Origin of the sequence: Synechococcus sp. HK01-R (assembly GCF_014217855.1) — a bacterium.
GTDB lineage: Bacteria > Cyanobacteriota > Cyanobacteriia > PCC-6307 > Cyanobiaceae > Synechococcus_C.
The window spans coordinates 1,410,703-1,423,501 of record NZ_CP059059.1 but is presented as its reverse complement, the minus strand read 5'-3'; the positions used below and the strand labels follow the sequence as shown (position 1 = coordinate 1,423,501).

Here is a 12,799-nt window from a genome sequence, read left to right as displayed (position 1 = left end):
ATGGCCCGCACCACCGCCACCGTCAGCTTTCAGGCACTTGAACTCAAAGGCAGCCTGCTGCCGGCGTCCCTGCTCGAGGAGGTGTCCAAGTTCAGCCGCCCGAAGGAGCTCCTGTTGGAGCCGAAGGACTACGGCTTGGGCAAAGGCGAAGGCTTGCGGGAGCGGATCGATGCCGCCTGGGTGCTCACCAAAGAACTGTGGAAGGAATACACAAAACTGAGCGATCGAGCAGGGAAGAGCATTGCAGGGCAGCACTTCGGCACGCGCCTGCTCAAGGAGGTGTTCGGCTGGAGTGGCACCCAACCCTGCAACGGCTGGCAGCAAGGCGAATCGCACTATCCGATCAACGCCCGCGCCTTTGATGGAGCCGTGCCGTTGATCCTGCGAGGGATCGACGTGGGCGCTCTCGATAGCGGTAGTGCCCAGTTCGGCCAGGAGGGTCGGAAGCGCTCACCCCACAGCTGCCTTCAGGAATGTCTCAACGCTGACGACAGCGCCAATTGGGGCCTGTTGCTCACCGGCGATCGGCTCCGCCTGTTGCACGACAACCCGTCCCTGGTGAAGCCCGCCTATCTGGCTGCTGATCTTGAGCTCTTGATCGAAGGCGGGTTGCATGCCGAATTCGCCGTGCTCTGGCTGCTACTCCACTCCAGTCGTTTTCAGCATCCCCAAACGGGTAGTTGTGTGCTGGATGAGTGGAAGCAGCAGGCGGAAGCCTCCGGTGAGCGGGTGCTCGGTGCCTTGCGCGTTGGGGTCCAGAGCGCTTTGGAGAAGCTGGGCTGGGGCTTCCTGAATCACCCAAACAATGGCGAACTGCGGGAGGCGTTGCGGAGCGGACAACTCAGCCCCCAACAGTTCCATGAGCAGCTGCTGCGCTTGGTGTATCGGTTCCTTTTCCTGTTCACCACAGAAGATCGGAATCTGCTTTTCCCGCGCGAGGTCGACAAGGCTGACGCACGCCGCCGGATTTATCAGGAGGGCTACAGCGTCAGCCGTCTGCGTGAGCTGGCGATTAAGCGCAGTGCTTATGAGGGGGCCTACGGCGATCTCTGGGAGCTTCAGCGGCTGGTGTTCCAGCAGCTGAGCATTGGCAACTCACCCCTGGGGCTGCCAGGCCTGGGCGGTCTGTTCAGCCTCGAGCAATGCCCGGATCTGCAGGCCGCTGAACTCTGGAATGGCCCCCTGCTGCGGGCGATCAAGGCGATTGGCTGGTTCGACGCTGACGGCAGCTTCACCCGGGTGCGCTACCGCGACCTCAACACTGAAGAGCTGGGCAGTGTCTATGAGGGCCTGCTTGAACTGCATCCCCAGCTAAAGCAACAGGGCAGCCAATGGCAGCTGAGCTATGGCGGCGGTGCGGGCAGTGATCGCAAAACCACCGGCAGTTATTACACACCCGATGCCTTGGTGCAGGGGCTGATCAAGAGCGCCCTGATCCCGGTGATTGACGATCGGCTCAGCAAAGCCGATGGTCCGACAGAGCAGGAACAGGCGCTGCTCAAAATCAAGGTGATCGATCCGGCCTGCGGAAGTGGGCACTTCCTGTTGGCAGCCGCACGTCGCCTGGCGGTGGCCCTCGCCCAGGTGCGCGCGGGCGATGACCAACCCAGCGAAGACGACCGCCAGCACGCCCTACGCGATGTGGTGGCCTACTGCATCTACGCGGTCGACAAAAACCCAATGGCGGTGGAGCTGTGCAAGGTGGCGCTGTGGATCGAAGCGATCGATCCCGGCAAGCCACTGAGCTTCCTGGATGCTCACATCCAGTGCGGCGATTCGCTGGTGGGGGTTTTCGACCCCAAGGTGCTGGAGGAGGGCATCCCTGATGGGGCCTACAAGCCACTCACCGGTGACAACAAAACGGTGTGCACGAGCCTCAAGAAGGAGAACGCTGCAGCCCGCAAGACCATCAGCCGGCGTGGATCTAACCGCGGGATTCAGGGGAGTTTGGCTTTCAGCGGCACGCAACCGCGCAGCCAAGGCCAGCAGGCCTTGCAGGCCATTGAGGCGATGCCGGAAAGCTCCCTGGCTGAAACGGCTGCCAAGCAAGCTGCCTACGCCCAGTGGCTGTCTGATCGAGGCCGGGATCCGGAGGCGTTGGCTGCTGATCTCTACACAGCAGCGTTTTTCCTCGGGAAAACCAGCGACTCACGCGCCACGGTGCCCACCACGGAGCACTTGCTCAAACTTCTCGCTGGTCAACCCGTTGATGAAGCGATGGAAGAGGCCGTCGTTCAGGCCTCTCAAAACTTTCGCTTCTTCCATTGGCACCTGCGCTTTGGCGAGGTGATGGAGCAAGGCGGCTTTGATTGCGTCCTGGGCAATCCGCCATGGGAGCGGATCAAGCTGCAGGAGAAGGAGTTCTTTGCTGCACGATCCGAAGCGATCGCCACGGCGACAAACAAGGCGGCACGCGAACGCCTAATCAAGGCATTGAGTGCAACGGAAGCATCTGAAGCTGATCGGTCGCTAGTTGCCGAGTTTGAACAAGCCAAGCGCGAAGCCGAAGGTAATGGCGAATTCATACGCGGCAGTGGACGCTTTGTACTCACTGCCGTTGGTGACCTCAACACCTACGCACTGTTCGCAGAGCACTTCCTCAAGCTGATTGCTCCATCGGGCCGTTCCGGCGTAATTGTGCCGACGGGGATTGCGACGGATAACAGCACCAAAGCTTTCTTCGATGAGGTGAGCGGCAGGGGAATGCTGGTATCACTGATTTCATTTGAAAATGAATCATTCATCTTCCGCGATGTTCATCATGCCTATAAGTTCTGCTGTCTCACCCTCCGGGAGGCCACCGACCAAAATGATGCCGCTCAATACGTCTTCTACATCCGCCACTTCTCTCAACTGAACGATCAGGCGAGATTCTTTGAGTTGTCTCCAGATGAAATCACCCTCCTGAATCCGAACACCCGGACTTGTCCGGTATTCCGCAGCCAGATGGATGCGGAACTCACCAAGAAGATCTATAACCGTGTGCCGGTGCTGATCGATGAGGCACTCGGGGAGCAGGGCAATCCCTGGGGTGTCAGGTTCACAACGATGTTCCATATGTCGAACGACAGCCATCTGTTCTTCGATGAGTCGGCCGCCGATCGCCTGCTCCTCTACGAAGCCAAACTGATCCACCACTACGACCATCGCTGGGCCACATACGAAGCAGATGACTCCAACCGCGATGTGACACTGGCCGAAAAGCGGGATCCCAGCTTTCAGATCACACCGCGCTACTGGGTGGAGGAGTCAGAAGTGCAGGCGCGGCTAAAGGCGCAAGGGTGGGATCGACAGTGGTTGATGGGGTGGCGCGATGTAACCCTTCCAACCAACACACGCACGGCTATCACATCTGTCATTCCAATTGCCGGGACTGGCCACACAATGCCTTTATTTTTTGCGGCCGAGTTCGCAGAGTTATCGTGCTGCTTGCTCGGCAATTGGACGAGCTTGGTTCTCGATTTTTGCACAAGAAACAAGATTGGCGGCACTCATCTCACATACTCTTATCTCAAGCAACTACCTTTCGTCGCTCCCAGCACCTATACCCAGTCTGTCGTCGAATTCATCCAACCCCGCGTCCTCGAACTCACATACACCTCATACGACCTCAAACCCTGGGCCGAAGACATTGGCTACGACGGCGCACCCTTCCGCTTCGATCCCGTACGCCGAGCCCTGCTACGTGCAGAACTCGATGCCCTATACGCCAACCTCTACGGCCTCAACCGTGAAGACCTGCGATACATCCTTGACCCTGCCGATGTGATGGGGCCTGATTACCCAAGCGAAACCTTCCGGGTACTCAAGAACAACGAAATCCGTGAATTTGGTGAGTACCGAACACAACGATTAGTGCTTGAGGCATGGGATCGGCTGTTTGGAGGTTGAGTGGTGCCTAATTCTTCCCTGACTGATTTCTGGGTCAAAGGATACGAACGCCACGTCAGGCAGGGATGGTTTTCATCGCTCACGGCATTGGCCTACAGCAAACGAAGCGATGTCCTTGCAGTTGCTGGGGGTGGCGGTCGGGTCCTTCTAGTAAATCTTCAGACTCTCGAAGCACTTGAACCCAAGAAGCTTGAGTCTGGGATTCGAAGTCTGTGCTTCGCAGATTCAGGGCAGCAGCTATTTGCTGGCCTGGACAATGGCATCGTCATTTCTCTTTCGGCACAAGGGCTGCAGCTCCTGTCTGCAAAGGTCAGTCGCAAAGCGATCACATCGGTGCTCTGGTCAGCGGACTACGGGCTACTTGTGGCCGCAGAGGATCGTCGACTCCGTCGCCTGGCTCCTGAAAGCCTTGAAGAAATCTCTACCTCAGAAAAACTTCGTTGGGTTAGTCACGACCTGGAACTCCTTGAACCTGATCAACAGTTGATCTCAGCTGGCAGTGACAACAACCTTCACCTGGTCGGCCCTCAACTCCTAGCCCCCTTGCTGGTGATCCACGCGGGCACAGCCCGTCAGACCCACAACAGTTCAGGCCATGGACATCTGGTCGCAGCTGCTCAAGATGGCACGGTCACCATTCTCAATGCCGGCACGCACAGCCAACGCAGCGTGCTGCCGATTGCCAACGACGAGCTCGCTGGTATTCAGATCGCGGATACAATGCCATCGCTGTTTCTCGCTGATCAGCAGGGCGTGGTTCAGGAGTGGAATCTCCGGACCTTGGAACCCATATCGGCACTACAGGTCGATGGGAAAACCAAGGCGCTCACAATCAGCGGATCGGGTGATGTTCTAGCTGTTTGCACAGATCACTCGGTGCAGGTGTTCTTGCGCGCTTCGCAGCTCACAGAGTTGGCTTGTTACCAACAAGAGTTAGCGAGGCGCCAATCGTTCCTCAGTCGGATCGAGCAGTTCTTCCGCCGGCTGCTTGGCCGCCCCATCCCTGCGCTCCCTCCTGCGCCAGAGCTTCCATCGGCCCTGGCACAAGCGGCCCTCAACACCGATCCAGAGATACGTGAAATCGAGCGAACCACCTCAGAAGCCTTGGTCCAGGCCTACCGCGGTGTCGCTGCGACCGCACGCAAGGTCGACTGGAAAGCGGTCGGGAAGGCCATCAATCAACAGCAACGCCATCAGCTCGAGGCCCAGCGACTTGAACTCCGGCGCTTGAGAGAGGAAAGGCTCAGCAAAGCCCTGGAGGAAGCACAGCGTCGCCGTCTGTTTCGTCAACAACAATTGGAAGAACGCGAACTCGCCATCAGAAGAGAGAAGGCGGCACAGCGCTCCAAAAAGTTCTGGGAGGGCGTCGGCCGACTGGTGGGCAACATGGCCTCCAGCGCCGCCAGCTCAGCGGCGACGGGTACCTGGGTTAACTCCTACACCCGTCGAGACGGCACCCGGGTGCGCGGGTATCGGAGGAGGTAGGCATGCCCATCGTCTCCTTACCTGCACGAGCTGCCATTCATCAAGCGGTTGCAGCTCTCCATACCGAGGGAGCCCTGCATCCCAACGGCGACACAATCTTTCTCTCATTTGCAGACGTTCCAGGGATAGATGTGTTGGCATTCCTCGGCGCCTGGGGCCTCATGGCCAGGAACAACGGCAGCACCATCAAGCTGCGGGGTGAGGCGAAAACACTCACAGTGCTCCAGTTACTGGGGTTTCATCAGCTTCTCGATATTCCACCTTCAAGCACCAAGTCCAACGTTCAACCTGCCAAGGCCTCCACGGTTGGCGTGCTGCCCCTCTCACCGATTGCCACTGAAGAGCAGCAATACGAAGCCGTTGATGCCATTTGTGCCATCGCCCTTGCAGCCGTCGACAACGCCACGGCGTTCATCCCGGCTCTGGAATGGCTGGCCAACGAAATCCTCGGCAACATCCTCACCCACGCAGCCTCAGAAACACCCGGCGTGGTCTGCGCTCAGTACCACCCCAAGCAGCAACGCATTGACATTGGCATCTGCGACATGGGCCGAGGCCTGCTCGGATCCCTGCAACCCGCCTTTCCTGAGGTGCGCAGCTACGGCCAGGCAATTGACAAAGCGATCGAACGCGGAGCTACTCGAGATCCCGCCATTGGCCAGGGCAATGGCATGGCCGGCTCCTTCGAGATCGTGCGCCTCAACGGCGGCACATATCAGATCTGGACCGGTGATGTCGTCTACGAGCTCAACAAAGGCAAACGCCGCCCTGGCTTCCAGGCCATGCCGCCTATTTTCGGAACAGGAGTGATGTTCTCGCTCGACACCAGTAAACCCGTTGATCTCGCCAGCACCTGGATCGCCTCCAATTCAGGAGTGGAATGCCTTTTCCTCAATCTCCTCACGGAATCAGCCAGTGACAGCGGACTCGATGTCGCTGCTGAATGTCTCCACACCGGTGGGCGCGCCCCCGCCAAGCTGCTGCGCAGGAAAATTCAGAGCCTTCTGCCCGCCATGGAGGGCGAGCCGCTGATCCTTGATTTCTCAGGCGTGAAATCTGCAGCCAGCAGCTTCCTTGATGAGCTCCTTGGACGTCTAGCGGCAGAAGACCCACGCGGTCAGGCCGTGTTCGACGGCCCCGTGCGGATCCAGGGCATGAACCCCACCGTGCAGGCCATGGCCAACGTGGTGGTGGCGCAGCGGTTGGGGGGATCGATATCAGCCCAGTAGGACTTACTTATTGGAGCATCACTCCCCCGCCTGAATCTCCCGCACCACCTCATCGATTGGATCGCTCACATCCATCTCACCGCTTTGCCCCGCCAGCTCTGCAAAACGCCGGCCTTGAGGCAACAGCCGGCTCTGCGCAGAACCCACCGCTGCATTGAAGCTCTTGTTCAAGCGGTTGAGGTTGCTGCCGATGTCGTTGAACTTGTCGATGAAAATCGAGAAGCGCTTGTGCAGCTCTACCGCCTGCGCCTGAATCTCATCGATGTTCTTGGCGATTTCCGCCTGCTGAATCGTCATCGCCAATCCCTTCAAGATCGCCAGCAGGCTGGTGGGGAAGGTGAGGATGATGTTCTTGCTGAAGGCATACTCCAGCAGCTGCGGATCCCGCTCCAGTGCCATCGACAGGGCACCTTCCACCTGGATGAACAGCACCACCCCATCCACCACCTGGCCCAGGCTGCTGAGCTTGCCGGCGTAATCCTTCTTGCTCAGCAGATCGATGTGGCTGCGCACCTTTTTGAGGTGCTCAGTGAGGGCTGCGTCCCGCTTGGCTTGATCAGTGGCCTGCAGGGCATCGAGATAGCTCTCGATCGGTGCCTTGGAATCCACGATCAAGCGGCGTGAGCCGGGAATCGTGATCACGCAGTCCGGCCGGTAGGCGCCCTCCTCGGTGCCCACATGCACCTGCTCATCGAAATCGCAGTAGGGGAGTAAGCCCACAAACTCCAGGATCCGGCGCAGGTTCACCTCCCCCCACTGGCCCTTCACATTCGGGGAACGCAGCGCGGAGGTGAGCTGCTGGGCTGCACCTTGAACGTCTTCACTGCGCTGGCGCAGATCGCGAGTGGTTTCCGCCAGCACCGTGAGCTTGGCATTGGACTCCTTCTGCAAGGCCTCCACCTGCTGGCGCAACTGCAGCACCTCCTTGGCAAACGGCTCACTCACCGTTTCCTTGGTGCTCTTGAGCAAGGCTTCGCGGGAGCCATCCAGCATCTGGCCGCTCAGCGAGCGGAACTGGGTGAGCAGATCGGTGCGTGCCTGCTCAAGGAACTGAGTCTGGCTTTCCTGGCTGCGCAGCTTCTCGGCCACCTCCGCCATCGCAGCTGTGAGTGTTTCCTTCTCACTGCGCAACTGCTCCATTGCCGCCAAGGCCGTGGCATGGCCGGCCTTGAGGGCATCCCGCTCCTGGCTCACCCCCTCCAGTTGGGTGCGGCTGATCGCCGCCTGTTCACTGGCCTGCTGCGCCTGCTGTTGCACCGCCTTGAGCTCACTGCTCTGCGCCTCCAGCTGCCTACTGAATTGCTCCAGACCCTGGTCGGCCTTCAGCAGCCGCTCTTCAAGGAGACGCGCCTCACCGGAACCATCACCGCTGCGGCCTTTGCTGAACAAGCGGCTGAGGATGAAGCCGGCGATTAAGCCGGCCAGCACACCAGTGATGAAGAGAAGGATTGGGGCCATGAAGGCATTGGGATCCTTCAATCAAACTGGCTGATCTGGCCATGAGTCGCATCCCCCGAATGGGGGATGGGGATGCCGAGCAGGATCAGGGCAGCCAGAGTTGGCCAACAGGAGCGAAGGCACCGGAACAGATGAGACAGCTGCTGATCGTTGGCGCCCTGGCACTCGTTCCCCAACCAGCCGCCGCCCAACCAGCACGGATCCAGTGCCCCGGCGCAACCACTCCGCAGATGCGCTACTGCGCTGCAAAGTCATGGGAGCAGTCGGACGCCCAGTTGCGCCAGAAGGTGGGCAAGCGATTGATGGAACAGTGGCACGAGGCCACCAAGGCGCTCTGCAGCTACGCCTACGCCCCCTACAAGGACGGCACGATCTATCCGCAGATGGTTGTCGGATGCGATGATCGACTTAATCGCGCCTTGCTCAAGGAGTTCAGACGTAGAGCTTCTCCGTGAGACAGCCCGGGCATTGATCCAGCAGACCTGCAGAGAAAGCACGCCATGAAGCAGACAAGATCGAACGACTAGCCCACCGAATCCAGAAACTCCTTGATGCCGGTTGGCGTTCGATAAAGGTCGTCACCGACCACGGCTGGTTGTTCTGCCCCGATGGTCTGCCCACCGCCGAGTTGCCCAAGCACCTCACCGCGAGCAAGTGGGCCCGCGGCGCCGCCATCAAAGGCGACTCGCAGGTGCCCGTTCCCACCGCCAACTGGAGCTGGAACCAGAGTGAGCAGTTCGCCACCCCCAACGGCGCCGCCTGCTTCATAAACAGGGGGCAGCACCTCCTACGCCCATGGCGGCATCAGCCTGCAGGAGTGCATCACCCCGGTGTTGGTGTCTCCGGTGGGTCGAGCAGCGCCCCCGCAGCCGCCATCACGGAAATCAGCTGGAAGGGGATGCGTTGCAACCTGGAGGAGAGCGGCGGTGGTTCAGCACTCATGGCCGATCTACGCCTTGACGGCCCCGGCGGACCAAGGGTCGCAACCAAACCCAGACCTTTTGAGGATGGCGGTGCCCGTTTGCTCGTTGGCGACGACGCGCTGGAGGGAAAGGCCGTGACGGCCGTTTTGGTCGATGGCAACGATCGCGTGATCGCCCAGCGCCGCACCGTGGTGGGTGGGAGGCGAGGCATGAGCGCCGAAATCAGACCTAATGTGGTCGCATTAGCGAAGTCAGTCGTGTCAGAAGTAGTCGCAAGCCAGGTTTCGGTGCGGGATCTCAAGACCCACCTCTCCGAATGGCTCAGCCGGGTGCAGGCCGGTGAGGAGGTGGAAGTCACCTCACACCGCAAACCGATCGCCCGCATCACGGCTGTGAAGCCAGCTGCACCAGCCCCAACGAGCCCGCTGCAAAAAGCGATTGACGCGGGCCTGATCAGCTGGAACGGTCAGAACCCAGTGATTCCACCACCGGTCAAGCTGAATGATGGTGGTCCACTGATGAGCGACATCGTGATCGAGGATCGTGGTTAGGCGCTGTGATCCTTTTCTGTGACACCTCTGCGCTTCTCAAGCTGTTCATTGATGAACAGGACAGCGAGAGCATGATCAAGGCGCGCTCCTCTTCAGAAGGAATCGCGGTTTGCAGAATCACCTGGGCTGAGTCGATGGCTGCATTCGCCCAGCGCACTCGCTTCAAGGGTGCAAATCAGGCTGGATTGGCGCAGGCCAGATCCATGTTTGAGCAGGCCTGGGCTGGCTTTGCGATCGCCGATGTCACCCAGTCGCTGGTCGAAAAAGCTGGTGTGTTCTCCGAGGCCTTCGCCCTGCGTGGCTACGACAGCGTGCAGCTTGCAGCCGCCCATCAGTTGCATGAGCAGTTTGCGCTTCCGCTCACCTTCGCCTGCTTTGACCGGCGACTCAATCAGGCCGCCAAGCTCTTGAAACTGGAGGTGCTGCCGTGACAGAAACGGCCGCCAGTACCCGGTGCCCACCTTCGTGGTGGAGCACCTCTTGGGTCGCTACTGCGCTGAAAAGTCATGGGAGCAGTCGGACGCCCAGTTGCGCCAGAAGGTGGGCAAGCGATTGATGGAGCAGTGGCACGAGGCGACCAAGGCGCTCTGCAGCCACGCCTACGCCCCCTACAAGGACGGCACGATCGATCCGCAGATGGTCGTCGGTGCGATGACCGCCTCAATCGCGCCTTGCTCAAGGAGTTCAGACGAAGAGCTTCTCCATCAGACAGCCCGGGCATTGATCCGGCAGAGCTGCACTGAGAGCAGGCCCAGCCCCATGGCGACTGCACCTGGAGGAGGCTGCCTTGGCGAATCGACCCTAGGGAGCGTCTTTACAGTCGCTGCGCACGTGAAGCAAATCAGTCCATGGCCAAGCTGGCAGAACTCAAGCTCAAACGTGTTCAACAGCTGAATACGGCCGATAGCGCATTCGTGATTCGCAAGCACAAGGAAGTGCTCAATTGGATGATGCGCACCTTCGGGCTCGATACCTACGGGTTGACCTGGGTGCAATTCGGCAAAGGGGTGGGGCTGGGAGCCCTGGCCATGTGGCTGCTGCTGCGTTGAAGCAACTCAGAACACGCAAAAGCGCACATCCACAGCATCACCGTTGAGCACCCTGTAGCGGTACAGGCCGGCACGGGGCGTTCTGATCCGCCGATAGCCCGCGGGTTCGGCCATGCCATCGGCCTCCTCGCCCGGATAGATCACCATCACCTGCAAAGGAACCGCATCGGGCCGTGGATCAAGGCGTGGGTCAATCCTCCAGTCCTGCGCGCCAGCCAGTTGCAGCATCAGCTCAACCGGCGCCGCTCCCGCGTAAGTGCCGCAACTGGATCCCCTTGCGAATTGAATCGGCACCACCGGGATCGGCGCCGCCGAAGCCGCTGCACTCAGCAACGGCAGCAGCATCGATGCGAGCCCAGAAAGAAACGAACAACGCATGGGCGATGCAGTGGCTCAACGGATGATGATGGACAGCCACGGCATCACGCACAACATGATCCGCATGGCACTGGTTGTGGGTGGGGCACTCCGCGTCGGCGGGTTTAACGCCATCACAGCGAGCAGTGGCGGGTTCAAAACAGCGACAACCCACAAGGTCGCCCCAGCTTTTACGACGCCCCCTTCCTCTCAGCGAAAGGCATCAGCCGCACCTGGGTGTGCACCGGGCCGGCCAGGGTCCTGGAGTGACCAATAGGCGCCTGCCGCACAAGCTCCCGCAGCCGCTCCGGCTGCAACCGCGGCTCCAGCATCTGCAGCAATTTCGCAGTAGTTCTGCGACTCTTCGCGGGAGAATGACCCTCAACGGCCAGGAAGGCCTGAAACTCCTTCTCCACCCGCAACGCCTGGGCCGCTTGGTAGCGCTCCATCCCCGCATCCAGTGCCATCAGCCCATTCGCCATGAAGTCGGCGTCTGCAAGGCCGCGGCAGGTCTGGCGCAGCTCCTCCTGCCGGACGTGCGGCAGATGCAGAGCTAAGCATCCAGAATCCCCACAGGGACCCACAGTCTCTGGTTGTTGCGGCCTCCCCCAGCCATGGATCAGCCTCCTGCCGCCGACGCGGTTCTCAGCCAGTTGCGCCACCACTGGGCCGACTGGCAGCAGCGGTACCACCTCAAGGCGATCGGCCTGTTTGGTTCCGTGGCCCGAGGCGAACAGCGCCCAGGCAGCGACATCGACATCTGGGTGGAGCTTGAACCCCTCACCCCTTATGCCCTGGTGCATCTCAAGCAGGAGCTCAATGCCCTGCTACAGGCCCCTGTGGACGTTGTGCGTATACGTCAACGCATGAACCCGGCGCTGCGGCAGCGGATCGAACGCGAGGGTCTGGCGGCATGACTCCTGAACAGCGCGAGCTTCTGAGCGGCCTTCTGAAAGCTATTGCACGCATCGAGCGCAAAAGTCAGCCCCTTCTCGCTGATCCGAGACTGTTCTCTTCGCCTGCTACGACCGCCGACTGAATCAGGCCGCCCAGCTCCTTCAGCTGGAAGTATTAGCATGACCGGCAGACCCGCTGCCTCCAGCGCGCGCGTTCTGCAAGCCCCATCGCAGTGGTTGGCCTAGCCCAATCAAGACACGTCATCGATCCAGCCACCACAGCAGGCCGTAACCCGGAAGAAGCATCAGGAAGGTCCAGTCCCACCAGACAGGTGACAGACACAGGGCCACTCCAAGACTCAACAGGCAGACCGCAGGCTCAAGGGCGAGCTCCAAAAGCAGATGCCATCGCCGCTGGTTGGGTGGAGGCTCAACCAAAAGCCTGGGCCGACGCCATCCATGCAGAAGGGTGAGCAGGTCAAAGACCCCGATCTGCACCAGAACAAGGCTGTAAACCACCTGAATCGAGGCCTGCAGCGGCATCAGCTCCAGAAGGTCATTCACGAAGGGCAGCAAGGCCACACCCATCAGACCCCCTAGTTGCAGCCATCGGTGGGTCGTATCAGAACGACTGAAGCGACTCGCCATGGAGAGATGAGACTGCCAATAACAACCCACCAGAACAAAAGAGGTGAAATAAATTCCGAGGGATGGCAGTTGCTCCCTGAGATAGTGATTAATGGCTTCATTGTTAAGCAAGACAGCCAGATCAGGGCGATCAATCTGCAGCAAAATCAACAGAAAACTAAGACCATAAATAATATCCGTGAGTCGCTCAAGGCGCGAAAGGGAGCGAACTTCGGCATCCATGATTGGAGCGCCAACAGGCTCGAACTCGACAGCAGGCATCGTCTGGATCCGTCAACTCCGACCAGTCTGAACCAAATCCCTATCTGGCAC

General features: G+C 59.8%; 12 protein-coding genes. 8 read left to right on the top strand and 4 right to left on the bottom strand.

Going from position 1 to position 12,799, the window contains the following annotated elements:
- The 3 genes from H0O21_RS07530 to H0O21_RS07520 are packed head-to-tail and all read left to right on the top strand — an operon-like array spanning position 1 to position 6,605.
- A complete protein-coding gene (locus H0O21_RS07530) occupies positions 1-3,891 on the top strand; it encodes an N-6 DNA methylase (RefSeq protein ID WP_185189243.1) in 3,891 nt (1,296 codons plus the stop codon).
- A complete protein-coding gene (locus H0O21_RS07525; RefSeq protein ID WP_370523012.1) occupies positions 3,892-5,376 on the top strand; it encodes a WD40 repeat domain-containing protein in 1,485 nt (494 codons plus the stop codon).
- A gap of 2 nt (positions 5,377-5,378) precedes the next feature.
- Positions 5,379-6,605 carry an STAS-like domain-containing protein gene (locus tag H0O21_RS07520; RefSeq protein ID WP_185189241.1) on the top strand — a complete coding sequence of 409 codons (1,227 nt, stop codon included), beginning with the start codon at positions 5,379-5,381 and terminating at the stop codon, positions 6,603-6,605.
- Between the two features lie 18 nt (positions 6,606-6,623).
- Here the strand turns inward: H0O21_RS07520 and rmuC are convergent, their stop codons facing one another.
- Positions 6,624-8,063, bottom strand: coding sequence for a DNA recombination protein RmuC (rmuC, locus tag H0O21_RS07515; protein WP_185189240.1), 1,440 nt, complete (start codon positions 8,061-8,063; stop codon positions 6,624-6,626).
- A gap of 41 nt (positions 8,064-8,104) precedes the next feature.
- Here rmuC and H0O21_RS07510 point away from each other — a divergent pair, with 41 nt between their 5' ends.
- The 4 genes from H0O21_RS07510 to H0O21_RS07495 all read left to right on the top strand — a co-directional run bounded on the left by H0O21_RS07510 (position 8,105) and on the right by H0O21_RS07495 (position 10,586).
- On the top strand, positions 8,105-8,518 hold the full coding sequence (locus H0O21_RS07510; RefSeq protein ID WP_255440936.1) for a lysozyme inhibitor LprI family protein: 414 nt from the start codon (positions 8,105-8,107) through the stop codon (positions 8,516-8,518).
- A gap of 140 nt (positions 8,519-8,658) precedes the next feature.
- Positions 8,659-9,537 (top strand): type II toxin-antitoxin system Phd/YefM family antitoxin, encoded by an 879-nt coding sequence (locus H0O21_RS13400; protein ID WP_255440935.1) that lies wholly within the window; start codon positions 8,659-8,661, stop codon positions 9,535-9,537.
- 5 nt (positions 9,538-9,542) lie between these two features.
- On the top strand, positions 9,543-9,968 hold the full coding sequence (locus H0O21_RS07500; RefSeq protein WP_185189239.1) for a type II toxin-antitoxin system VapC family toxin: 426 nt from the start codon (positions 9,543-9,545) through the stop codon (positions 9,966-9,968).
- A 417-nt stretch (positions 9,969-10,385) separates the two neighbouring features.
- Positions 10,386-10,586: a hypothetical protein gene (locus tag H0O21_RS07495; RefSeq protein ID WP_185189238.1), complete on the top strand. Its 201-nt coding sequence runs from the start codon at positions 10,386-10,388 to the stop codon at positions 10,584-10,586.
- Between the two features lie 6 nt (positions 10,587-10,592).
- On the opposite strand, the gene H0O21_RS07490 is transcribed toward H0O21_RS07495, so the two are convergent.
- Both H0O21_RS07490 and H0O21_RS07485 read right to left on the bottom strand, forming a co-directional pair.
- On the bottom strand, positions 10,593-10,964 hold the full coding sequence (locus H0O21_RS07490; RefSeq protein WP_185189237.1) for a hypothetical protein: 372 nt from the start codon (positions 10,962-10,964) through the stop codon (positions 10,593-10,595).
- 170 nt (positions 10,965-11,134) lie between these two features.
- Positions 11,135-11,425 carry a hypothetical protein gene (locus H0O21_RS07485; RefSeq protein WP_185189236.1) on the bottom strand — a complete coding sequence of 97 codons (291 nt, stop codon included), beginning with the start codon at positions 11,423-11,425 and terminating at the stop codon, positions 11,135-11,137.
- A gap of 132 nt (positions 11,426-11,557) precedes the next feature.
- Between H0O21_RS07485 and H0O21_RS07480 the strand changes: the two genes are divergently transcribed.
- Positions 11,558-11,860 carry a nucleotidyltransferase family protein gene (locus H0O21_RS07480; RefSeq protein WP_185189235.1) on the top strand — a complete coding sequence of 101 codons (303 nt, stop codon included), beginning with the start codon at positions 11,558-11,560 and terminating at the stop codon, positions 11,858-11,860.
- Positions 11,861-12,100: 240 nt separating this feature from the next.
- Here the strand turns inward: H0O21_RS07480 and H0O21_RS07475 are convergent, their stop codons facing one another.
- Positions 12,101-12,748 carry a TMEM175 family protein gene (locus H0O21_RS07475; RefSeq protein ID WP_185189234.1) on the bottom strand — a complete coding sequence of 216 codons (648 nt, stop codon included), beginning with the start codon at positions 12,746-12,748 and terminating at the stop codon, positions 12,101-12,103.
- Between the last annotated feature and the right edge of the window lie 51 nt (positions 12,749-12,799).

What these genes read in the sequence shown, in the direction of transcription:
- H0O21_RS07530 (WP_185189243.1), top strand. Translation starts at nt 1, where the DNA reads ATGGCCCGCACCACCGCCACCGTCAGCTTTCAGGCACTTGAACTCAAA.
- H0O21_RS07520 (WP_185189241.1), top strand. Translation starts at nt 5,379, where the DNA reads ATGCCCATCGTCTCCTTACCTGCACGAGCTGCCATTCATCAAGCGGTT.
- rmuC (WP_185189240.1), bottom strand. Translation starts at nt 8,063, where the DNA reads ATGGCCCCAATCCTTCTCTTCATCACTGGTGTGCTGGCCGGCTTAATC.
- H0O21_RS07510 (WP_255440936.1), top strand. Translation starts at nt 8,105, where the DNA reads ATGAGTCGCATCCCCCGAATGGGGGATGGGGATGCCGAGCAGGATCAG.
- H0O21_RS07495 (WP_185189238.1), top strand. Translation starts at nt 10,386, where the DNA reads ATGGCCAAGCTGGCAGAACTCAAGCTCAAACGTGTTCAACAGCTGAAT.
- H0O21_RS07490 (WP_185189237.1), bottom strand. Translation starts at nt 10,964, where the DNA reads ATGCGTTGTTCGTTTCTTTCTGGGCTCGCATCGATGCTGCTGCCGTTG.
- H0O21_RS07485 (WP_185189236.1), bottom strand. Translation starts at nt 11,425, where the DNA reads ATGGCGAATGGGCTGATGGCACTGGATGCGGGGATGGAGCGCTACCAA.
- H0O21_RS07480 (WP_185189235.1), top strand. Translation starts at nt 11,558, where the DNA reads ATGGATCAGCCTCCTGCCGCCGACGCGGTTCTCAGCCAGTTGCGCCAC.
- H0O21_RS07475 (WP_185189234.1), bottom strand. Translation starts at nt 12,748, where the DNA reads ATGCCTGCTGTCGAGTTCGAGCCTGTTGGCGCTCCAATCATGGATGCC.